Annotated in this window: 20 protein-coding genes, 1 tRNA gene and 2 pseudogenes; 16 read left to right on the top strand and 7 right to left on the bottom strand. The window is 61.5% G+C overall.

Going from position 1 to position 22,441, the window contains the following annotated elements:
• Positions 1-104: 104 nt before the first annotated feature.
• Positions 105-1,733, top strand: coding sequence for a CTP synthase (locus DES43_RS07960; protein WP_035028848.1), 1,629 nt, complete (start codon positions 105-107; stop codon positions 1,731-1,733).
• 174 nt (positions 1,734-1,907) lie between these two features.
• Here the strand turns inward: DES43_RS07960 and DES43_RS07955 are convergent, their stop codons facing one another.
• Together DES43_RS07955 and DES43_RS07950 are read right to left on the bottom strand one after the other, a co-directional pair.
• Positions 1,908-3,341 carry a DEAD/DEAH box helicase gene (locus tag DES43_RS07955; RefSeq protein WP_035028666.1) on the bottom strand — a complete coding sequence of 478 codons (1,434 nt, stop codon included), beginning with the start codon at positions 3,339-3,341 and terminating at the stop codon, positions 1,908-1,910.
• Positions 3,342-3,643: 302 nt separating this feature from the next.
• On the bottom strand, positions 3,644-4,483 hold the full coding sequence (locus tag DES43_RS07950) for an SDR family NAD(P)-dependent oxidoreductase (protein WP_035028664.1): 840 nt from the start codon (positions 4,481-4,483) through the stop codon (positions 3,644-3,646).
• A 200-nt stretch (positions 4,484-4,683) separates the two neighbouring features.
• On the opposite strand from DES43_RS07950, the gene DES43_RS07945 reads away from it, so the two are divergent.
• The 9 genes from DES43_RS07945 to hflX all read left to right on the top strand — a co-directional run bounded on the left by DES43_RS07945 (position 4,684) and on the right by hflX (position 12,392).
• The gene (locus DES43_RS07945; RefSeq protein WP_035028660.1) at positions 4,684-5,718 is read left to right on the top strand and encodes a cysteine synthase A; all 1,035 of its coding nucleotides are present in this window, start codon (positions 4,684-4,686) and stop codon (positions 5,716-5,718) included.
• Complete coding sequence (locus DES43_RS07940; RefSeq protein ID WP_035028658.1) at positions 5,718-6,461, top strand: alanyl-tRNA editing protein; 744 nt, start codon at positions 5,718-5,720, stop codon at positions 6,459-6,461. Before DES43_RS07945 ends, DES43_RS07940 begins: the two co-directional genes overlap by 1 nt.
• A gap of 37 nt (positions 6,462-6,498) precedes the next feature.
• Positions 6,499-7,365, top strand: a complete 867-nt coding sequence (gene sseA / locus DES43_RS07935; RefSeq protein ID WP_035028656.1) for a 3-mercaptopyruvate sulfurtransferase — start codon at positions 6,499-6,501, stop codon at positions 7,363-7,365.
• Positions 7,365-7,934: a GNAT family N-acetyltransferase gene (locus DES43_RS07930; RefSeq protein WP_133674891.1), complete on the top strand. Its 570-nt coding sequence runs from the start codon at positions 7,365-7,367 to the stop codon at positions 7,932-7,934. Before sseA ends, DES43_RS07930 begins: the two co-directional genes overlap by 1 nt.
• A gap of 111 nt (positions 7,935-8,045) precedes the next feature.
• Positions 8,046-8,603: an OmpA family protein gene (locus DES43_RS07925; protein WP_035028654.1), complete on the top strand. Its 558-nt coding sequence runs from the start codon at positions 8,046-8,048 to the stop codon at positions 8,601-8,603.
• A gap of 90 nt (positions 8,604-8,693) precedes the next feature.
• Entirely contained in the window at positions 8,694-9,503 is an 810-nt protein-coding gene (gene dapB, locus DES43_RS07920; protein WP_035028649.1) for a 4-hydroxy-tetrahydrodipicolinate reductase, read from the top strand.
• A gap of 237 nt (positions 9,504-9,740) precedes the next feature.
• Complete coding sequence (locus tag DES43_RS07915; protein WP_035028842.1) at positions 9,741-10,601, top strand: D-amino-acid transaminase; 861 nt, start codon at positions 9,741-9,743, stop codon at positions 10,599-10,601.
• A 140-nt stretch (positions 10,602-10,741) separates the two neighbouring features.
• Positions 10,742-10,978 (top strand): RNA chaperone Hfq, encoded by a 237-nt coding sequence (gene hfq, locus DES43_RS07910; protein ID WP_035028646.1) that lies wholly within the window; start codon positions 10,742-10,744, stop codon positions 10,976-10,978.
• 10 nt (positions 10,979-10,988) lie between these two features.
• Positions 10,989-12,392, top strand: coding sequence for a GTPase HflX (gene hflX, locus DES43_RS07905; RefSeq protein WP_035028642.1), 1,404 nt, complete (start codon positions 10,989-10,991; stop codon positions 12,390-12,392).
• Between the two features lie 5 nt (positions 12,393-12,397).
• Here the strand turns inward: hflX and mazG are convergent, their stop codons facing one another.
• Both mazG and DES43_RS23155 read right to left on the bottom strand, forming a co-directional pair.
• Positions 12,398-13,222 carry a nucleoside triphosphate pyrophosphohydrolase gene (gene mazG / locus DES43_RS22855; RefSeq protein WP_035028839.1) on the bottom strand — a complete coding sequence of 275 codons (825 nt, stop codon included), beginning with the start codon at positions 13,220-13,222 and terminating at the stop codon, positions 12,398-12,400.
• 57 nt (positions 13,223-13,279) lie between these two features.
• A pseudogene (locus DES43_RS23155) lies at positions 13,280-13,738 on the bottom strand (GNAT family N-acetyltransferase); the annotation flags it as partial.
• Between the two features lie 280 nt (positions 13,739-14,018).
• On the opposite strand from DES43_RS23155, the pseudogene DES43_RS07895 reads away from it, so the two are divergent.
• The 4 genes and pseudogenes from DES43_RS07895 to DES43_RS07880 all read left to right on the top strand — a co-directional run.
• Positions 14,019-14,188, top strand: a pseudogene (locus tag DES43_RS07895) (GMC oxidoreductase); the annotation flags it as partial.
• 94 nt (positions 14,189-14,282) lie between these two features.
• Positions 14,283-15,101: an enoyl-CoA hydratase-related protein gene (locus DES43_RS07890; protein WP_035028638.1), complete on the top strand. Its 819-nt coding sequence runs from the start codon at positions 14,283-14,285 to the stop codon at positions 15,099-15,101.
• A gap of 421 nt (positions 15,102-15,522) precedes the next feature.
• The gene (gene dusA / locus DES43_RS07885) at positions 15,523-16,512 is read left to right on the top strand and encodes a tRNA dihydrouridine(20/20a) synthase DusA (RefSeq protein ID WP_035028635.1); all 990 of its coding nucleotides are present in this window, start codon (positions 15,523-15,525) and stop codon (positions 16,510-16,512) included.
• A 156-nt stretch (positions 16,513-16,668) separates the two neighbouring features.
• Positions 16,669-17,292: a recombinase family protein gene (locus DES43_RS07880; protein ID WP_198027525.1), complete on the top strand. Its 624-nt coding sequence runs from the start codon at positions 16,669-16,671 to the stop codon at positions 17,290-17,292.
• A 112-nt stretch (positions 17,293-17,404) separates the two neighbouring features.
• On the opposite strand, the gene DES43_RS07875 is transcribed toward DES43_RS07880, so the two are convergent.
• Positions 17,405-17,478 (bottom strand) — tRNA-Gln (locus DES43_RS07875).
• 157 nt (positions 17,479-17,635) lie between these two features.
• Positions 17,636-18,568, bottom strand: coding sequence for a putative bifunctional lysylphosphatidylglycerol flippase/synthetase (locus tag DES43_RS07870; RefSeq protein WP_035028631.1), 933 nt, complete (start codon positions 18,566-18,568; stop codon positions 17,636-17,638).
• Between the two features lie 268 nt (positions 18,569-18,836).
• Here DES43_RS07870 and DES43_RS07865 point away from each other — a divergent pair, with 268 nt between their 5' ends.
• Together DES43_RS07865 and DES43_RS07860 are read left to right on the top strand one after the other, a co-directional pair.
• Positions 18,837-20,216 (top strand): Ppx/GppA phosphatase family protein, encoded by a 1,380-nt coding sequence (locus DES43_RS07865; protein ID WP_035028628.1) that lies wholly within the window; start codon positions 18,837-18,839, stop codon positions 20,214-20,216.
• Complete coding sequence (locus tag DES43_RS07860) at positions 20,213-20,923, top strand: RlmE family RNA methyltransferase (RefSeq protein ID WP_035028837.1); 711 nt, start codon at positions 20,213-20,215, stop codon at positions 20,921-20,923. Before DES43_RS07865 ends, DES43_RS07860 begins: the two co-directional genes overlap by 4 nt.
• A 6-nt stretch (positions 20,924-20,929) precedes the next feature.
• On the opposite strand, the gene DES43_RS07855 is transcribed toward DES43_RS07860, so the two are convergent.
• Positions 20,930-22,348 carry an MFS transporter gene (locus DES43_RS07855; RefSeq protein ID WP_035028625.1) on the bottom strand — a complete coding sequence of 473 codons (1,419 nt, stop codon included), beginning with the start codon at positions 22,346-22,348 and terminating at the stop codon, positions 20,930-20,932.
• Positions 22,349-22,441 lie beyond the last annotated feature (93 nt).

Here is a 22,441-nt window from a genome sequence, read left to right as displayed (position 1 = left end):
TCGAGCCGGCCCCTTTTGCTTGCAAAATGAAAGCCGGGAAAAACCAAAGGCGGCGGGTTTTTCCACTGGCGGAATCGGTTCGGCCGCGCTAAGCGATGGTTCCCATGGCGCGATATGTATTCATAACTGGCGGCGTGGTTTCCTCGCTTGGCAAAGGCATAGCTTCTGCGGCTCTCGGAGCCCTGTTGCAGGCGCGCGGTTATCGCGCGCGCCTCAAGAAACTCGATCCCTATCTCAACGTCGATCCGGGCACGATGAGCCCTTATCAGCACGGCGAGGTGTTCGTGACCGACGACGGGGCCGAAACCGACCTCGATCTGGGCCATTACGAACGTTTCACCGGAAGGTCCGCCAACAGGCAGGACAACATCACCACCGGGCGCATCTACCAGAACATCATCGAGAAGGAGCGCCGCGGCGACTATCTCGGCGCGACCGTTCAGGTCATTCCCCACGTCACCGACGAGATCAAGAACTTCATTCTCGACGGCAATGACGACTATGATTTCGTGCTGTGCGAAATCGGCGGCACGGCGGGCGATATCGAGGCGATGCCTTTCCTGGAGGCGATCCGCCAGCTCGGTAACGATCTGCCGCGCGGGCAGGCGGTCTATGTCCATCTGACCCTGATGCCCTGGATTCCTGCGGCTGGCGAACTGAAGACCAAGCCCACCCAGCATTCGGTGAAAGAGCTGCGCGCCATCGGCATCGCGCCCGACATCCTTCTGGTGCGCGCCGACCGGCAGATTCCGAAGGAAGAGCGCCGCAAGCTCTCGCTGTTCTGCAATGTGCGCGAGTCTGCCGTCATTCAGGCGCTCGACGTTGGCCACATCTACGATGTGCCGATGGCCTATCACAAGGAAGGTCTTGATTCCGAAGTCCTTGCCGCTTTCGGAATCGACCCCGCGCCCAAGCCGCGCATGGAACGCTGGGAAGGCGTGGCACAGCGGATCCACAATCCGGAAGGCGAGGTCACCATTGCCATCGTCGGCAAGTACACGGGCCTGAAGGATGCTTACAAGTCGCTGATCGAGGCGCTGTCGCATGGCGGGCTGGCCAACCGGGTGCGTGTGAAGCTGGAATGGATCGAGTCTGAAATCTTCGAGAAGGAAGACCCCGCGCCATATCTTGAAAAGGTGCATGGCATTCTCGTGCCCGGCGGTTTCGGAGAGCGGGGCTCGGAAGGCAAGATCCTTGCGGCCAGGTTCGCACGCGAGCGCAAGGTGCCTTATTTTGGCATCTGCTTCGGCATGCAGATGGCCTGCATCGAGGCGGCGCGCTCGCTGGCCGGGCTCGATAAGGCGTCGTCCACCGAGTTCGGCCCGACCGGCGAGCCTGTCGTCGGCCTGATGACCGAATGGCTCAAGGGCAATATGCTGGAAAAGCGCAAGGCGAGCGGCGATCTCGGCGGCACGATGCGCCTTGGCGCCTATGAGGCAAAGCTGGAGCCGGGCTCGAGAATCGCCGAGATTTACGGCTCGACCGATATTTCGGAACGTCACCGTCACCGCTACGAGGTCAATATCGACTACAAGCCACGGTTGGAGGAGTGCGGGCTGAAGTTCGCCGGCATGTCGCCCGATGGCGTGTTGCCGGAAACGATCGAATATGCGGATCACCCCTGGTTTATCGGTGTCCAGTACCATCCGGAACTGAAGAGCCGTCCGCTGGAGCCGCACCCGCTGTTTGCCAGCTTCATCGCGGCGGCGGTGGAGCAGTCGCGCCTCGTATAGTCTTAGATCATTTCATCGTTTCACGGAATCGATGAAATGATCTAACTATTTGTTTATACTGCATTTGTGCGACGCCAAATGTTTCCATTTGGCTGCAAAATGCTCTAGCGGTACAGATGTGGATATGAAAACGGCGGGAAACTCCCCGCCGTTTTCTTTGAGATAGCGTGCCGATCAGGCCGCATGTGCAGCGGGCCTGCGGGTGCGGCGACGGAATTTGCGCGGTTTTGCGCCATCCGGTGCCCGTTCACCGGCCGGGCGAGGGGTGCCGGCCTTTTCGGGCCAATGCCTGTTGCTGTTGGAAGCGTTGCCGCCACTTCTGGCCTTGCCGGCCGGCCTCGACGCCCTTTCACCGCTGGAAGCCCGTTTGCCGTCACGGCGGGGTTCGCGATCGTTCGCGGCTTCCGGCCGCCTGTCGGCGTTGTGCTCGCGTGACTTCGGCTGCGGGTCCGGCTGATCCAGATGGTCGGCAAGCACCGGCAGCTTCATGCGGATGATGCGCTCCACCTGCCTGAGCTTGGCGTTTTCAGACGGATCGACCATCGTGATGGCCACGCCGTCCTGTCCGTTGCGACCCGTCCGGCCGATGCGGTGCACGTAGCTCTCCGCTTCGTCCGGAAGATCGAAATTGACCACATGGCTGATGCCGGGAACGTCGATGCCGCGCGCGGCGATGTCGGTAGCCACAAGAATGCGCACAGAACCGTCGCGAAAACCGTTCAGGGCTTTCTGGCGCGCGTTCTGGCTCTTGTTTCCATGGATGACGGCTGCCTCGAAGCCATCGCGCTCCAGGTCGCGGGTCACGCGGTCGGCGCCATGCTTGGTGCGCGCAAAGATGATGACCGAACGCATCGCGTCATCGGCCAGCATCGTGGAGAGAACCTGCCGCTTCTGCTTTGTACGGGCGAAGATCACGCCTTGCCTGATCTCGGACGCTGTGGTGCCTTGCGGGGCAACCTCGACCCGGACCGGATCGTGCAGAAGCCCCTTTGCGAGTTCGGCGATCTCATTCGGCATGGTTGCCGAGAACAGCGCTGTCTGCCGTGCGGGATGCGTGGCCTTGGCAATGCGGCGAACGTCGTTGATGAAGCCCATATCGAGCATCCGGTCGGCTTCGTCGAGAACCAGCCACGTCGTGTCCGAAAGGATGAGGTCCTTCTCCCGGACCAGATCCGTCAGACGGCCGGGCGTTGCGATCAGGAAATCGACACCGGGAGCGATGCGCTTGACCTGGCTGTGACGCGAGACGCCGCCAAGCACGAGCGCGGTCGAGATGTGCGCTCCCTTCGCGAGCACCTTGACTGTCTCCTCGATCTGGACGGCCAGTTCGCGGGTCGGGGCCAGAATCAGCGCGCGCGCCGTCCGCGGCCTGCGCTTGGTGCCGAGGGCGATGATTTTCGACAGGATCGGCAGTGCGAAGGCGGCGGTCTTGCCCGATCCCGTCTGTGCGATGCCCAGAATGTCGCGACCTTCGAGCTGGGCGGGGATTGCCTGTTCCTGGATGGGTTTCGGCTCGGTGAAGCCTGCCGCATGGGTGGCTTTCAGAAGTTGCCCTGAAATTCCCAGAGCCGCGAAGCCCGTTGGCTCCGCAATGTTTTCATTGGTCAAAATTCGTCTTCTTTCATGCGGCATGCAGCCGCCAACATGCGCGGCGGGGCGCAACCCGCCTGACACAAACATCGGAAACGACAAGGCGGCGGATCATCTCCGCGCGGCTGCGCTGTCGCGCCCACATGCCTGAGGCTGTGGGGCTTTTCATCACCGCGCCGACAGGCGGCTGGCGAGAAACAGACGCAACCAGTCTCATTCTTCGAGAAAGCCGGATCGACCGGCCCAAGCGCCTATCCGTTGCATATGGATCAGCGGGCCTGCAAATGCAAGGAGAATATATTGCAGCGCAACAGGGCTGGCTATGCGTCGCGACCCGCCCGGCGCCCCGAACGCCCGAAGCTCAGCGGGCGCGACGACCATCCAGTCAGCCGGGCGATTATCCAGTGGCGGACCGGCTGCGGCATCATGCTCGTCAGCTTGAGGACCCAGACCAGCCGTTTGGGAAAGGCGATTTCGAACCCGCCACGGGTGATGCCGCGCAACATGCGGCTTGCCGCATCCTCCGGACTCATCAATGCAGGCATCATGGAAGCGGTCTGCTGTAGCTGAAGCAGGGGCGTGTTCACAAAACCGGGGTTGGCCACCTGGATACGAACGTTGATCTTGTCGAGATCGTATTTCAGCGCCTGCGCCATCACGTTGATAGCCGCCTTGCTGGCTCCATAGGCGGCGGTCGTCGGCCATCCGAACCACGCGCTGATCGATCCGACCAGCACGACATGTCCGAACCCGCGCTTCTGCATGCTGCGCACAGCCGGCACCAGCCCGTTGATCACGCCTTGCAGGTTGACATCGAATGTGCGGCGGAATTTCCGCACAGAGAGGTTCTCTCCGGCTACGGGCACATAAGTGCCGGCATTGAAAATGGCCAGGACAACCGGTCCGATTTCGCTCTCGATCGAGGCCAGGGTGGCTTCCAGACCGGCTTCGTCGGTCACGTCGCACGGAAAAGATGTTATCCGTCCGGAAAGGCCGGCGGATTCCGCAACCAGTACGTCGATCTCGTCACCTTCGCGCGCCGTTACCGCTACCGTGTAGCCTGCGTCGGCAAGCTGGCTCGCAAGTGCCCTGCCTATTCCGGAGCTGCCGCCTGTAATCCAGACAACGCCGTCTTCGGGGTTTGCCCTGTAAAGTCCCATTCGTCACCTTGCTTGCCCTCGCGCACGGTCTAGCCATCTGTGCCGGGTAAGGAAAGAGGCGTTGTCGGGAACGCAGCGTAAGCAACCCGCCGATATGGAATTATGTGCCCGTAATCTGGATAATTGGGAAAAACGAATCCTTGAAAGGCGGTCCCGACATTTCTAGTTTCAGGCCGATCCATCCGGCCTGAGGAATTTCCATGCACCGTTCGGTGATTGACGCCATCGGCAACACGCCGCTTATCAGACTGCGCAGGGCCTCCGAGGAAACGGGTTGTGAAATTCTCGGCAAGGCCGAGTTCATGAATCCCGGCCAGTCGGTGAAGGACAGGGCCGGCCTGTTCATCATTCGCGATGCGGAAAAGCGCGGTTTGTTGCGGCCGGGCGGCGTGATCGTCGAAGGTACCGCCGGCAACACGGGCATCGGCCTCACGCTCGTGGCCAGGGCGCTTGGCTATCGCACGGTCATCGTCATTCCCGATACGCAGGCGCAGGAAAAGAAGGACGCCATCAAGGTTCTGGGTGCGGAACTCATCGTGGTTCCCGCGGTGCCTTACCGCAACCCGAACAACTATGTGAAGCTCTCCGGCCGGCTGGCCGCGCAGCTTGCGGCAAGCGAGCCGAACGGTGCGATCTGGGCCAACCAGTTCGACAATGTGGCCAATCGCGATGGCCACATCCACACCACCGCCAGGGAGATATGGGAACAGACCGGCGGCAGGATCCACGGTTTCGTTTCGGCGGTCGGTTCAGGCGGCACGCTGGCAGGGGTGGCCGCGGGCCTTCGCCATCGCAGTGGCGACGTCAGGATCGCGCTGGCCGATCCGCTGGGCGCCGCACTTTACAGCTATTATACGACCGGTGAGTTCAATGCCGAGGGCACTTCGATCACCGAAGGCATAGGGCAGGGACGTATCACCGCCAATCTCGACGGCTTCACGCCCGATTTCTCCTACCAGATTCCGGATGAGGAGGCGCTGCCGATCATCTTCGATCTCATTCAGGAGGAAGGGCTTTGTGTGGGTGGCTCCACCGGCATCAATATTGCGGGAGCCATCAGGCTGGCGAAAGAGCTTGGGCCGGGCCACACAATCGTGACCATCCTGTGCGACTATGGCACCCGCTATCAGTCAAAGCTGTTCAATCCTGAATTCCTGCGGGCAAAAGACTTGCCTGTTCCGGGCTGGATGGAGAAGAAAGTGGAGATCGATGTGCCCTACGAGCAGGTGGAATGATGGAATTCAGCACGCAAGCCCTCTTTCGTGAAGACTCCTATCTCAGGGAAGCAGAGGCCAGCGTGCTGGCGGTCAACGACCAGGGCGGCATTATTCTCGACCGTACCATCTTCTACGCCACATCGGGCGGACAGCCCGGCGATGTCGGCTATTTCGAGCGACAGGACGGAAGCCGCATCGAAATCGCGGGCACCGTTACCGGTCGGACAAAGAATGAAATCATCCACCTTCCCGCTCCCGGCCAGGCGCTCGTCGGGCCGGGCGAGACGCTCCGGCTGGTCATAGACTGGCCGCGCCGGCATCTTCTGATGCGCATGCATACGGCCTGTCATCTGCTCACGGTAATCTGTCCCTATCCGATTACCGGGGCATCGGTGTCGACCGACGACTCTCGTGTCGATTTCGACCTTCCCGAAGCAGGCCCCGGCAAGGAAGAGGCCACGGAACGGCTTATGGAACTGGTTCGCGCCGACCATCCCGTATTCATCCGGCAGATCGGCGAGGATGAGCTGGCTGCAAATCCGGGTCTGGTCAAATCCAAGAATGTGCGCCCGCCGCAGGGTGCGGGCAGCGTCCGGCTCGTCTGCATCGGCGACGAGGGTGTGGTGGACAGCCAGCCTTGCGGCGGCACGCATGTCGCAAGTACAGCGGAAATCGGTGAAATTCACATCGGCAAGATCGAGAAGAAGGGGCGCGAAAACCGCCGCTTCCGTTTGCGCTTCGGGCCTTTGCCGGTTTCCTGAGAGCGCTGTATAAGGGCATATCAACGAGGGACTTGAGATGGCTGCAGACAGCCCATTTACCGTGGACGCGGACTGGTTGCAGCAGCGCCTCGGCGAGCCGGGCCTGACCATTGTCGATGCGTCATGGTATCTGCCGGCACACAAGCGGGACGCGCGCACCGAATATGATGCAGCTCATATCCCCGGAGCCGTCTTTCTCGATCAGGATGCGGTCTCCGATCCGGATTCGGAGCTTCCGCATACCCTGCCGTCTCCCCGGCACTTTGCGCGCTTTGTCGGAACGCTCGGCATTTCGGCCGACGATACGATCGTCGTCTACGACGGTCCGGGTTTCTTTTCGGCGCCGCGCGCCTGGTGGATGTTCCGCATCATGGGCGTGTATCAGGTCTTTGTGCTGGACGGCGGCTTCGACAACTGGAGGGCGGAAGGGCGGCCCACGACATCGGAGATGACGAAGATTGCGCCCTGCATTTTCCACGCCGAGTTCGATGAAGCGCGCGTGATCGGCTTTCCAGAAATGCGCAATGTCGTGGAAAATCGCGAGAGCCAGATCGCCGACGCGCGGGGGCCTGGCCGCTTCGCGGGCACGGAGCCGGAGCCGAGGGCCGGGGTGCGTTCCGGCCATATGCCCGGTGCGCGCAACGTGCCGGTAGCGGCGCTGTCGAAAGACGGATACCTCCTGCCGATACCGCAACTGCGCGAGGTGTTCGGGAATGCCGGCATCGACCTCGATCGTCCCATCGTCACCTCCTGCGGTTCGGGCATCACGGCTGCAGCCCTCACGCTGGCTCTGGAAACTATCGGTCATGGCGACAACCGTCTGTATGACGGGTCGTGGACCGAATGGGGCGGCCGGTCCGATACGCCCGTCGAGACCGGCAATGGCGAGGGTGCAAAGACCTGATGCAGTTGCAGGACACCCAACCGGAACCGATCAGGGTGACGGTCACCTTCCTCGAGATGGAGGCGCGCCCCTCCTCGCTTCCGCCGCTACCCTATAACCGCCAGATCGCGCTGCTCAAGGCGACCGATATTCCTCTGCACTTCTACCGGTATCTGATGGACCGGGTCGGTAGAAAATGGCATTGGGTCAATAGCTTGCGAAAGAGCGATGATGAACTGAGAGAGGAAATTCACCGCAAGGGCCGCGAGGTCTGGGTTCTCTATGTGGATGGATCTCCCGCCGGTTTCTTCGATCTCAATCGTGTTACACCTGAAATCGTCGACCTCGCCTATTTCGGCATGATGGAGCACGCGACCGGACAAGGCATAGGGCGCTGGTTTCTGGGGGCGGCGATATCCGCATGCTGGGCGATGGATCCGCAACTGGTTACGGTGCAGACCTGCACGCTGGACCATCCGGCTGCCCTGCCGCTCTATCAGAAGCTTGGCTTCCGTCCTGTCGGCCAGAGCAGGGAACTGGTGCAGCCGATGAGCCTGTCGGAACGCGCCGCGAGCGTCATACGGGATTGAACCGACTGTATTTTCTGAACGCGCCGTTCATGCCGCCTTCAGCAAGTCGAGGTCATGTTGTGCCCGAGCCTCGGGCGGGATGAACGAGGCAACCGACACAAGGAGAATACCATGCTCAATCGCCGCAGCTTCACGACAGCCCTGATTGCCGCCGTGGTCTTGCCCGGTGCTGCATTTGCCCAGGCGCAGATGCCATCGGCGGCAACGATCGAGCGCCAGCTCGATGCCGCCCCGCGCATGCGCGTCAACCCCAACCAGCGCGTGACGGTACAGGAATTCAAGCGTCGTCCCGATATGCGCCGTGCCGCCCCGTCGATCGATATCCAGTCGATCAACTTCGAGTTCGCTTCGGCGGAAATCGCTCCCTCCCAGTATCGCAAGGTTGAAAGCATCGCCAGCGCAATGAACCGCATCCTGCGGCGCGACCGCCGCGCGCGATTCCTGATCGAGGGACACACCGATGCCGTTGGCTCCTATCAGTCCAACCAGGTACTTTCCGAGCGCAGGGCAGGGTCGCTGAAGCGGGTTCTGTCGCGCCAGTATGGCGTCCCCTCACGGGCGCTGGAAACGGTCGGCTACGGCAAGGAGTTCCTTCTGGTCCCGACGCAGAACGAGAACTGGCGCAACCGCCGGGTGACCCTGCGCCGCATCGACAGCTTCATCCGCTGACGGTCTTCATTCCCGGCATCGTGAGAAAGCCCGGCTTGACGGGTCGGGCTTTCAGCGTGTCTTCTTTGCTCAGCAAGGAAGGAAGACGCGATGACCATAAAGGTGGTGATGGCCGGCGTGACCGGCTGGGTGGGCAAGGCACTGGTTCCCGTGATTCTCGCGGAAGAGGATTTGCTTCTTGCCGGCGCGGTATCGCGCAATGCGGCCGGGCAGGATGCGGGCGCTGCCGCCGGGATTTCAATGACAACGGGCGTTACCGTCGCTCCTTCGCTTGAAAAGGCATTGGCCGTTCCTTCCGATGTCGTCGTCGACTACACGAAACCGGATGTGGTCAAGGCGAACACCCTTCTGGCAATATCGAAAGGCCGGCATGTGGTGATCGGAACGTCCGGTCTCGGCGCGGACGATTATGCCGAGATCGACAATGCCGCACGGGCAAAGGGTGTCGGCGTTCTGGCGGCCGGCAACTTCTCCATTACGGCGACCTTGCTGAAGCGCTTCGCCTTGATGGCCGCGAAATACGTGCCGGACGTCGAGATCATCGACTACGCCAGCGCGCGCAAGCCTGACGCGCCTTCCGGCACGGCGCGCGAACTTGCCGAGCGCCTGGCCGAAGTCCGCAGGGCGGCGACGAGCCTTCCGCAGTCACAGGTTTCCGGGGTGCCGGCAACGCGCGGCGCCGCCGTGGGGCAAGGCGAGGGCGTGCAGGTCCATGCGCTGCGCATGCCGTCCTACATCCTTTCCTGCGAGGCGGTATTCGGTCTGCCGGATGAACGGCTTACGATCCGCCACGATGCCGGTTCCTCGGCAGCGCCCTATGTGGCAGGCACTCTGCTGGCCATTCGCCGCGTCAGTTCCATGGCAGGGCTGGTCAGGGGGCTGGATGCCCTGATGGAGTAAGCCTGAAGCACGTTAACTCTTTGTTAACCATGCATGCCTCACTCTGTCTGCAACTGTCGCATTGTCGTTACATTGCCTCTCTATAAGGCAGGGTGTCGACAAGGTTGACCGACCGCGGATGTACCGGCGGCGACTGAGACAGACGAGGAAGCGGAGCAATTGCTCCGCTTTTTTGTTTGCCGCGTTGCCGGGGTCACGGAATCGAATATGGTGTGGCCCGTTCTTCGGGAAATCGCCATGCCACGCATTGCCTACGTCAACGGGCGCTATGTCGCCCATCGGGACGCCTCCGTCCATATCGAGGACAGGGGCTATCAGTTTGCGGACGGTGTTTACGAAGTCTGCGAGATCGCGCGCGGCTTCATTGTGGACATGACGCGGCATCTGGACCGTCTGGATCGCTCCCTTTCGGAATTGTCGATTGGCTGGCCGATGCACAGGTCGGCGCTCATCGTGGTCTTGCGCGAGGTGATTCGCCGCAACCGCGTCGGCAACGGGCTTGTCTACTTGCAGGTAACGCGGGGCGTTGCGCCGCGGGACCATCCATTCCCCGACGGGGTACGTCCGTCATTGGTGGTCACGGCCAGAAAGATCGACCCGGAAACGTTGCGGCACAAGGCCGAGACCGGCGTCAAGGTGATTACGGTGCCGGAAAACCGCTGGGACCGCGTCGACATCAAGACGGTCGGCCTGTTGCCGAATGTTCTGGCCAAACAGAAGGCGAAGGAAGCCGGGGCCTATGAGGCGTGGTTCGTAGACCCCGATGGCACCGTCAAGGAAGGATCGTCGACCAACGCCTGGATCGTGACGAATGACGGCATTCTTGTCACGCGCCCGGCCGATCATGGCATCCTGCGTGGCGTGACGCGCACCACCCTGTTCGACGTTGCCGCCCGGCTCGGCCTGCGCATCGAGGAGCGCGCGTTCACGGTCGAGGAAGCGCTTTCAGCGCGCGAGGCGTTCCTGTCTTCCGCCACCACGCTCGCAACCCCGATCGTGGCTATCGACGGCCATCCGGTGGCCAATGGCCATCCCGGTTCCCTTACACTTTCGTTGCGGCAGGCCTTTTTTGAGATTGCGGAAAAAAGTCCGGCCTGATAACCGCAGGGTGTAAACAATAGTAAATCTCGTCCTGCTTGCGTAGCCGCAGGCAGGGTTGTTTGCGGACTGGACACGCCCATATGCTTTGGGCGTATTGGCTGGCAGACAAAAAGGGATCCGGCGGGAAGATAAGAAAAATGGCCGAACGCTCGCAAAATCTTCAGGACCTTTTCCTGAACTCGGTTCGTAAAAGCAAAAACCCTCTCACCATATTCCTCATCAATGGCGTGAAACTGACCGGTGTCGTCACATCGTTCGACAATTTCTGCGTCCTGCTGCGCCGCGACGGGCATTCCCAGCTTGTCTACAAGCATGCCATCTCCACGATCATGCCGAGTCAGCCCGTGCAGATGTTCGAAGCCGAGGAAGGCTAGGGACATCTGATTGGCACGCAACCGCGACGCCACTGACGAATCCGGCACGCAGCCCGCGAGGGGCGCCGGCGAGGCGAACACCGTGCGTACGCGCGCGGTGGTTGTCGTTCCCGTGCTTACCCGCCCGCTCGCAGCGGACGACACGGCGCGTCCGCGTCTGACGCGCTCGCCCCAGGCCCGGCACGAAGAAGCCGTCGGGCTGGCGCGCGCCATCGATCTCGATCCCGTACACAGCCTTGTTGTGAGCGTGAACGATCCGCGTCCGGGCACATTACTTGGTTCCGGCAAGGTTGCCGAGATCGCCGGGCTGGTCAAAGACAGCGAGGCGGAACTGGTGATCGTCGATCATCCGCTCACGCCCGTGCAGCAGCGCAATCTCGAAAAGGAAATGAACGTCAAGGTGCTCGACCGCACCGGCCTCATCCTCGAGATTTTTGGCGAGCGTGCCCGCACGAAAGAAGGCACGTTGCAGGTCGAGCTTGCTCATCTGAACTACCAGAAGGGCCGGCTGGTGCGGAGCTGGACCCACCTCGAGCGCCAGCGCGGCGGTGCGGGCTTCCTCGGCGGCCCCGGCGAAACCCAGATCGAGGCCGACCGGCGCATCCTTCAGGACAAGATCGTCAAGCTGAAGCGCGAACTGGAAACGGTGCGCCGCACGCGCGACCTGCACCGGGCCAAGCGCAAGAAGGTGCCGTTCCCGGTCGTCGCCATCGTCGGCTACACCAATGCCGGCAAGTCGACCCTGTTCAACCGGCTGACCGGGGCAGGTGTGCTGGCCGAGGACATGCTGTTCGCCACGCTGGACCCGACCCTGCGCCGCGTGCGCCTGCCGCACGGCACGCCGGTAATCCTGTCCGACACCGTCGGCTTCATCTCCGATCTGCCCACCCATCTGGTCGCGGCTTTCCGCGCCACGCTGGAGGAGGTGGTCGAGGCCGATCTGGTGCTTCACCTGCGCGACATTTCCGATCCCGACACGGCAGCGCAGGCGGAGGATGTGGAGCGCATCCTGCGCGATCTCGGCGTCGATGCGAGCGACGACCGGCGCGTCGTCGAAGTCTGGAACAAGATCGACCTGCTGGACGGGGCCAATCGCGAACGGCTTCTTGGCGAAGCCCGGCACGACCGGCGCCATGGCCCCGTCGCCATTTCGGCGATAAGTGGCGAGGGGCTGGATCGGCTGCTTGCCGCCATCGAAGAGCATGTTTCGGGCGAACTGGCGGAAATGGCCGTCACCCTCGCGCCGGGGCAACTTGGCCATGCCGACTGGCTTTATCGCAATGGCGACGTGATCTCACGGACCGACAATGAGGACGGCAGCCTCACGCTTGTCCTGAGAGCGACCGAGAGCGCACGCGAGGAAATCCGCAACAGGCTGGGCGGGGGATCGGCAAAGGACGCCCCGCGGGCATAACGCCCTCAGACCTTGCCCTTGGCCTGCTGCCAGATCTCCTCCATCTCATCCAGCGTCGCGGCTTCCAGGGACTTCCCCCGTTCGTCAAGAACCTTCTCTATGTAATGGAAGCGATTGCGGAATTTATTGTTGGTCCCGGCAAGAGCCGCTTCCGGATCCACCCCGAGATGGCGACCGAGATTGACGAAAGCGAACAGCATGTCGCCGAACTCGCCCCTGATCGAGGCGCTGTCGCCTGTTGCCATGGCCGCACGCAGTTCGCCGATCTCTTCCTCGATCTTGTCGAGAATCGGTTCAGCCTCACCCCAGTCGAAGCCGACCCGGGCGGCCTTCTCCTGCAGCTTAAGCGCGCGCGTCAGAGCAGGCAGGGCAAGGGGTATGCTGTCCAGAAATCCTTTTCCGTTGTCTTCCGGATCGAGACCGCGTGCGAGCCGCGCCGCCCGCTTTTCCGCCTTTTCCGCAGACTTGATCTTCTCCCACATGCCCTTGGCCATGCCGGCACCACGGGCCTTGTCGTCGCCGAACACATGGGAGTGGCGGCGGATCATCTTGGTGGTGATCGCCTCCACCACATCGGGGAATGTGAACTTGCCTTCTTCCTCGGCCATGCGGGCATGGTAGACGACCTGTAACAGGAGATCGCCGAGCTCCTCGCGCAGATCGTCGAAGTCGCCGCGCTGGATCGCGTCTGCGACCTCATAGGCTTCCTCGATCGTATAGGGCGCTATGGTGGAAAAATCCTGCTCCACATCCCATGGACAGCCGCCGACAGGCGCGCGCAGCGCCGCCATGATCTCGATGAGCCGTGAAATATCCCGCGATGGTGTCAGGGCAGGTATCGCCTCGCGGTTGTCCAGCCTGCGGGCGAAATAGCGAACGGTCTTGGCGCCGCCATGAATTTCGGCGGTGCCAACCTCGCGAAAGCCCAGCCGCTCATGAAAAGCGTCGGAAGCGGGATTGGGTGGATCGGCATTCACCTCGCAAACGACCGTGTCATGGCCTGTCTCGGCGGCCCGCTCGAACAGATCCTCATACAACCGTCGGGCATGGCCTCGCCCGCGTGCCTTTTCATCCACGACGACACGATCGATATAGATGAAACGCGCATAACGCTGGCGAAACCAGAGGAAATTGGGGCTGTCGTAATCCGCATCCTGATCGAACGTGATGAGGAAGGCTTCCGATTCGCCGACATGGCAGGCATGGAATGCCTGACGGAGAAGAAATGACAGGCGTTCGGGCTCCAGCCAGGAAAGCTCCCTTGCGTGCAGATTGTTCAGCTTCAGGATCGCTGCCTCGTCATTCTCGGCTATGGGCTGGAGAGGCGGCAGGGGCTGACTGGACACGATATTCTATCCCTTTGGAAAAGCGCCCCACGGTTAGCACCGCAAGACGCGTGGCAAAAGGGTATTTGCAGCTGCGCAACAGGCTGGAACCAACAGCAGGTGCCCGAACGGCGTGATCTGCCGGTCAGCCATCCGCCCACCGTCGCCGAAGCCGGCCTAAGAGCAGCGTTAGTTGTCCAGTCCGGAGCTGCTGGCGTGTTTCAAGGCGGCCGACCTGTCTCCGCCGAAAGGCACCTTGCCGGCGACGAAGCTATAATGCGTGGGCGCGGCACGAGCGAACACGATCTTCCATCCGGTCGGCACATGCCGTATGGGAGCGGATGGCGACGCCGTGGCCGATGCCGAACTCAGGGCGGATTGCGGCGCGGGCGTGCGCATCGCCGACGCATCGGTCATGCCGCTGATAGTCGGCGCAATGCTTCCGTACCTTCCCTGATGAGAGGCGAGTAGGCGGAAGAAGGCAGAAATGGGGCGTGCGCCATTGCCGCGTGCCAAGCAGGCGGATAGCCGCATAGCGTAAGTTTCAGTTCAGCAAAGGTCGGACATGAACGAACCGGACAGCAGGACCACATTTGCGGATGGCGCACTTGCGTTCGAGCGACATGGGTGGCTTGGTACCATCCTGTTCGACCGGACAGCCAGGAAGAATGCCTTCAGCCAGACGATGTGGGCGGCGCTGCCCGATATCGTTGCCGGAATCGAGGCCGATGAACAAATCCGTGTCGTCATCGTCCGTGGGGCTGGCGGTACTTTCTGTGCGGGTGCGGACATATCGGAGTTTGCCGAAGTTTATACGGACCGCAAATCTTCCGACCGGGCCAACGAGGTCATCCGCAACGCCCAGCGGGCGCTGCGAGCCCTGCCGCGGCCGACCATCGCGCTCATCGAGGGCGCCTGCGTGGGGGGCGGCTGTGGGCTGGCGCTCGCCTGCGACCTTCGGTTCGCGGCGGCGAACGCGCGTTTCGGAATTACCCCGGCCCGTCTGGGGCTCGCCTACAGCTTCCATGACACCCTGCAACTCGTTGAAAAAGTTGGCGCTGCCACCGCCAAGGATATTCTGTTTTCGGGGCGCTTGTTCGATGCCGGGGAGGCATTGCGCATCGGCCTCGTGGATCGGGTGTTCGATGCCAACGCTCTTGAGGCGGAAACGCTGGCTTACGCGACTCAGTTATCGAAACTCGCGCAAGGGTCGATCAGGATAGCCAAGGCGGCGATCAATGCGCTCTCGGATCATTTGGCCGACCAGTTGTCTCCACAATATGCCGAGCGCGTATCCGCCACTTTCGAAAGCGCAGATTTTCTGGAAGGACGACAAGCGTTTCTCGAGGGGCGCCAACCGAGATTCGGTGATCCGTCCCAATAAACGCGTTCTTCCCCGAGGACGGTACGGCCTGCTCTTTCTCCCTTATGGTGGAGCAAGGAATATCGGTGATGGGATACTTCCGATGGCCATTCCTGTGAAGTCGGATTGGCGCACTGCACGGGGGCGGCACCACTTGGTTCAGCAAAGCTCTCTCGTTTTTCCATCCAGGATGCGGCTGCACACCGTCTGTCAAATGCCCCGGTCTTTTGATATGTTATGCTTATTCTATACGATCGACATGCGCGCCCTGTAGCCAACGCTGCCACTGATGCGCTTGCACGCAGCAGCAGTACCCATCGCCGCTTCCTCATTTGATAGATTGTATCGGATCCGGCACAAAAATCGGCCGATATGGCATCAGGCAAGCGTGAATTGGAATAGAACTAAATTGCAACAAGATATTGAAAAAAAAGAAAAATATATGTATTCGAAGACTCCTGTCTTCGCCGTCGCGCCGATGATGGACTGGACTGACAGGCATTGCCGATTCTTCCACAGGCATCTGTCACGCAAGACTCTGCTCTACACAGAGATGGTCGTCGCAGATGCTGTTATTCATGGTGCGCGGAAAAAATTGCTTGGTTTTGATGACATCGAGCATCCGGTGGCATTGCAGCTCGGTGGCTCGGATCCGGGCAAGCTCGCGGAGGCGGCCCGCATCGGCGCTGATTTCGGCTATGATGAGATAAATCTGAATGTCGGCTGCCCATCTGACCGGGTCCAGAGCGGCACATTCGGCGCCTGCCTCATGCTCGCACCAGAGGCGGTTGCCACCTGCGTGGCAGCGATGAAGGCTGCGGCAAGCATTCCGGTGACCGTAAAATGCAGGATCGGCGTAGACGATCAGGATCCGGAACTCGCGCTCGATGATCTGTCAGACAGGGTTTTTGGAGCAGGCGCCGATGCGCTTTGGGTTCACGCCCGCAAGGCATGGCTGAAGGGTCTGAGCCCGAAGGAGAACCGCGATATTCCGCCGCTCGACTATGACAGGGTCTACAGGCTGAAGAAGCGCAATCCCGATCGCTTCGTTGGCATCAACGGCGGGATCGGGACGCTGGGGGAGGCGGAGGAGCACTTGCGTCATGTGGATGGGGCTATGCTGGGCCGGGCCGCATACCACATGCCGGAAATTCTGACCGGCGTGGATCCTCTGCTGGATGGCAAGCCGGCAGAAGCCTTCGATTTCGGTGCGCTGATCGAATCCATGGCTGACTATGCCTCGCGCCACATCTCGCATGGGGGTCGTCTCGGGCACATCACACGCCACATGGTAGGGTTGTTCCACGGACAGCCCGGCGCGCGCCGCTGGCGGCAGATACTGTCGACAGAGGCCGTGGTCCCCGGTGCCGGCGCGCAAGTGCTGTGCAATGCCTTCGCGGCCGTCGATCTGTCGGCAAAACAGGCCGCCTGAACAGACCACAACTGCAGCGCGGGAAACTGCGCTACCGATAAAACTCTGGCTGCGTGTTCAGGATACTCATCCAGTCCGGCGCCAATGGCGTATAATCATTGGCTTTCAAGGAGTTGTTGGCGATTTGGAGGTGCGCATTGGGGGGGGCGAACAGCCGTGACGCGGATAGATCGAAGCTATTTGGAAAGGATGAATGGTGATCGCTGGCGGGTCGTGGTGCCCGTGCCCGTGATCTCCAGAAACAGGTTGGACATTCTCAACCGGTATGGGGCGGAAGAGATATTCATAGATAAGGCCAGCGGTACGTCACGCGATGGTCGCCCCAAGCTGGCCGAGACCATCAAGTTTGCCCGCAAGGGTGACGTGTTGATGGCGACGCGGCTGGACAGGCTGGCGCGTTCCGTATCGGACCTCCACGCCATCGCGAAGGAATTGCAGGCAAAGGGCGTTGACCTCGTGGTCACGGAACAGAACATCGACACTCACCGGGCGGCTGATGTTCACCGTGCTTGGAGCTATTGCCGAGTTCGAGACAGACCTTCGGAAAGAAAGGCAGTTGGAGGGATTGCCAAAGCCAAAGCCGAGGGGCGCTATAAGGGACGGCCTGTCACGGTCGATGGTGACGCCATACGGGCAGCTTTGGCGGCAGGCGACAAGCCTTCGGCGGTAGCCAAAGGGTTCAACGTGGCGCGGTCTACAGTCTACCGCGTGATGGCCGAGGCCAAACGAGGACGGTCCCTGCGCTTGTCTGGTTTGCCCATCAGGCGGGGCGTCTACTAGTTTTCCACAGGCTCTGGTAAGGTACGTGGAGAGGTGCGCACAGAGGTACGCAATGCAAAATTAGAGCCCGTAAGTAATTGAAAAATTCAGGAAAATAGCATCACAAACGACTTGGCTGGGGAACCTGGATTCGAACCAGGACTAACGGAGTCAGAGTCCGCGGGTCTACCGTTAACCTATTCCCCAGCAGTGCATCGGGCTCGATGCTTACGTGGTGCTCCGGGAGCGATGCTTCGATCCCGAAGCCTGCGCATCGGTAGGTGCGCCCGGCAAGTGGCTGCGTTTTAATCGCCGCACTGAATTAGTCAACCCCGCCTGTGATTTCAATCAGAGGATTGTGCATTCAAATGTCGCTGCGCTGCAGCTGCGCACGCTCGAACAGCAACACCACACCCAGACTGATGACAAAAGGTGCAATCAGATAGAACAGGCGGAATACGAGCAGGGCGGCAAGGACATCGACCGCTTCCATGTCGGGCAAGCCGGCCAGAAACACCACCTCCAGCACGCCCAGCCCTCCTGGCGCGTGGGATATCTGCGCAACGGAGAAGGAGACGAGGAAAACGCCGAGCACCACCAGATAGCCCGGATTTCCCGCTTCGGGCAGGGCAAAATAGATGACGGCCCCGGCAGCGAAGAGCTCCAGCGGTCCGATGATCAGCTGGCGGGCGACGATGGGCAGGCGCGGATAGTGTAGCTGGAAGGAGCCGATCCGCAGGGGCCGCAGATGAAGCCATGAGCCGAAAATGTAGGCAACGACGGGAATGAGAAGGATTATGCCCGTCGCGCTCGAGAATTCCCTGAAACCGATGCTTGAGAATCGGTCCAGCAGCCCGGGGACCAGAATCAGCACGATTGCGCCCACCGTTATCGTGGACAAGACGAAAGTGAACCAGCAGATGGCGACAAGAACGCCAACCTCCTGACCGGTAAGGCCCTTGGTTACGTAGGCGCGATAGCGAATCACGGCGCCGGAAAATACCGACCCGCCGATGTTGTGCGACAGCGCATAGGTGGTGAAGGAACACAACGTCACGAACAGCCACGATACGCGCTTGCCGATATGCGAGAGGGCAATGTGGTCGTATCCGGCAAGTGCGGCATAGGCCACGACGGCGCTCAGTGCCGACAGCGCCCAGCGATCGGACGGAATCGCCACAAGACTGTCCCAGACATCGTCGAGAGAGATGCCGCGCAGCTCATCGAGCAGAAGCCAGACGGAAAAGGCGACGGCCGCCAGCCCCACGGCCGGCCAGAAGTAACGTTTGAAGTTCATGCACGACCTGTCATGCGCGGCGGTTGCCTCCATGAGAAATGGTCAAGGGACATGCGGTCGCCGGCCCCCCGGTGAATCCGAATTTCAGGAATGCCTTATGAATGTGGCCGCTTCAACCTTTCGCGGTCGATAAAATTCGCCGGACGGATTCTTTTACGGCTTTGCTCTTGGTGAAAGCGGGCACCGCTGCTAATCTTTCGCCAACTCGATATGTGAGCGCCTGCGGCGTCCGGTTTGATCGGCTCGCGCGGTGCCGGAAGGAACGACTGTGAAAGACCGCGACGCCGGCGAAAAGACGCCGGATGTCGGCGGCTCCGGGGATTCGGCGGTGCCTCCGGGCGCGTCAGCAGCCCTTGGTGATGGCCGCCGCAAAGGTGTTCCGGCAAGCCTGCCCGTTAACGGGGAGGCTGTGCAGGCCATAAACAACGGAAAACCTCGCAAGCGGCGCAAGAGACGTCGTGGCCGCAAGGTTTATGCTCGCGACGGGCAATCCGGATTTCCGCCACAACAGCCGCAGGCTCCTGCTTCCCAGGAAATGCCGGCAGCCGACAGCCGGCAGGGTTTCCGTCGACCGGAAGGTCAGCACAACGACAGGTCCCGGCAAGCCGAAAACGGCTCTGCGCCGCGCAAGGCCGCGGATGACCTTCCCATTTTTGCAGCGCTCGATCTCGGCACCAACAACTGCCGCCTGCTTGTTGCGATCCCTACGCGTTACGGTCAGTTCAGGGTGATCGACGCCTTCTCCCGCATCGTGCGGCTGGGAGAAGGGCTTTCGGCCAGCGGGCGTCTCGGCGACAGGGCCATGGACCGGGCGGTGGAAGCGCTGAAGATATGTGGCGACAAGCTGCGCAGCCGCAATGTCAGACGAGCTCGCCTCATTGCCACCGAAGCCTGCCGCTCCGCCGAGAACGGCGCCGAATTTCTGCAGAGGGTCGAGCGGGAGGCCGGACTGAAGCTTGAAATCATCGACCGCCAGACCGAAGCGCGGCTTGCCGTTTCCGGCTGCGGTTCGCTGGTCGACAGGGATACCAAAGGTGTCGTGCTGTTCGACATAGGCGGGGGATCGTCGGAGATTGCCCTGATAGATCTCAGCCGTGGCCGGCGCTCCCAGCGTCTTGCGAATCACATTGTGTCGTGGACCTCGCTGCCGGTGGGGGTGGTTTCACTGGCGGAGCGATTCGGAGGGCGAATCGTTACGCAGGAATCTTTCGCCGCCATGGTCGATGACGTGTCTGAAATGCTCACGTCCTTTGATGGAAGGAACCGTCTCGATCATGTGCTTGAGGGCTCCGGCTTTCATTTGCTGGGAACCTCCGGCACCGTTACCACGCTCGCTGGCGTGCATCTCGATCTTCCCCGGTACGACCGGCGCCGCGTGGACGGCCTGTGGATGGATCGCGACAGCGTGGATCGCATGATCGCAAAGCTGCTCGGCTGGGATTTCCAGCACCGTGTCGCCAATCCGTGCATAGGAGCCGACCGGGCCGATCTGGTGCTGGCGGGATGCGCGATACTGGAGGCAATACGCGCCGTATGGCCCTCGCAGCGGCTGCGCGTGGCCGACAGGGGATTGCGCGAGGGCATATTGAGCGAATTGATGGCCGACGAGGGCGTATGGCGCGATTCCGGCCGCGGGGCGAGGCGATGACGAAGAAACCGGAGAAGCCGGGAAGCGGCGCTTCCCGCGTGCTGCGCACGAAGATCAAGAAAAAGAGCGGTCTGAAGGAATCGTCGCGCCGCTGGCTCGAACGGCACATGAACGACCCCTATGTGCAACGTTCAAAAGCCGAAGGCTATCGTTCGCGCGCCGCCTACAAGCTCATCGAGATCGACGACAAATACAAGCTGCTGAAGCCGGGCATGCGCATCATCGACCTGGGTGCTGCGCCAGGCGGCTGGTGCCAGGTGGCGGCGGCCCGCGTGAAATCGAGCGCCGATGCGCCGAGCGTCGTCGGCATCGATTATCTGGAGATGGATGCCGTGCCCGGCGCATCCATCCTGCAGATGGATTTTCTTGACGACGATGCACCCGCCAGGCTGGTGGAGGCGCTGGGTGGGGAGCCGGATGTGGTGCTCTCCGACATGGCTGCGCCAACCACAGGTCATCGTCGCACCGATCATCTGCGCACCATGCATCTGTGCGAGGTGGCCGCCGATTTCGCAATGTCGGTCCTGCGACCCGGCGGACATTTTCTGACGAAGACCTTTCAGGGGGGCACGGAAACGGGACTGCTGGATGCGCTGAAGAAAAATTTCCGCACCGTCCATCACGTCAAGCCGCAAGCCTCGCGCGCCGAGTCCGTGGAGCTTTATCTGCTGGCGAGAGACTTCCGGGGCAGGGCGCAGGAGAGTTGAGCGGCTTCAACTGCCGATAGAGGTTGCTCTCCCGCTGCGGCCGACGGAGGCTCGCTTGTGGCCGGATACCGAATCGCCGGCATCGGGCGCCAGCCGTATGAACCAGATCGAGGCCGACGCCGACACCAGCGCCACCAGGAAGAAGGCGATGTGGAAATCGGAGAGCGCAGGCGGTCCGCCATGGATGGCGGCCAGAACTTCGAGAATGCCGCCGGCCAGGGCCACGCCCAGCGCGATGTTGAGTTGCTGTGCGACGGCGATGATCGGCGTCGCCTTGCTGGTGTTTTCCGGCGTGATCTCCGCATAGGCCAGCGCATTGATGCTGGTGAAGAACATCGAGCGGATGAAACCGCCCGCAAGGATGATGGCGATCATGACGAGGTAAGGCGTCTGAGGGGTGAAGAAGCCGTTGACGGCGATGCTGCCGGCAGCCATCAGCGAACCGACGATCAGTACGGAACGGAAACCGAACCGGCGCAATATCCGCGTGGCCATGAATTTCATGCCTATGGCGCCGATTGCAGTCACGAAAGTGATCATGCCCGACTGGAAGGGCGACAGGCCGAAGGCAAGCTGGAACATCAGCGGCAACAGGAACGGTACGGCGCCGATACCGATGCGGAACATGCCGCCGCCGATAACCGCGGCCCGGAATACGGGGTTTGCAAGCAGATCGAGCGCCAGCAGCGGATTGGCTACGCGCCTCGCATGGATGAGATAAAGTACGCCGCAGACGCAGCCGAGCGCGATGGTGATGATACCGACAGCCGGCGGCAGCACCGGCAGCGAAATCACCGACAGGCCGAGGATCACCCCGGAGGCGGCGACGCCGCTGAGCATGAAGCCGACCATGTCCAGCGGCGGGGTCTGTATTCTCTCCGTGTCGGGAAGGAAGCGCGTCGCCAGCGCGATGCCGATGATGCCGATCGGCACGTTGATGAGGAATATCCAGTGCCATGAGAAATAGGTGGTGATGAAGCCGCCCACCGGTGGGCCGATGAGCGGGCCGACGAGGGCAGGCACCGTCAGCCAGGACATGGCTGCCACCAGATCGCTTTTGGGCGTGGAACGGACGAGCAGCAGGCGGCCGACCGGTGTCATCATGGCGCCACCGATGCCCTGCAATGCACGCGAGACGACGAAGGCGGCGAGTGAGCCGGACATGGCGCAGGCGATGGAGCCGGCGACGAACACGGCGATTGCCACCCGGAACACGTTATTCGCACCGAAGCGGTCAGCCATCCATCCGCTGATGGGAATGAAGATCGCCAGCGAGGCGAGATAGGCAGTCAGCGCCAGCTTGAGCGCAATCGGACTCGTCTGGATATCGGCCGCGATAGCCGGCAACGAGGTGGCGATCACCGTGGAATCCATGTTTTCCATGAACAGGGCAACCGCGAGGATAAGCGGAGTGATGCGATTCACGGGAACAGATCCGAATGCGGAAGATGCAATCTGGCCGGCCGGAGCCGGTCGTTGAAAAGCCGGTTAACATGGTGGACCCGTGCTGTCGCGTTA

The organism is Aquamicrobium defluvii (assembly GCF_004363725.1).
GTDB lineage: Bacteria > Pseudomonadota > Alphaproteobacteria > Rhizobiales > Rhizobiaceae > Mesorhizobium > Mesorhizobium defluvii.
This window is presented reverse-complemented; position numbering and strand designations above follow the sequence as displayed.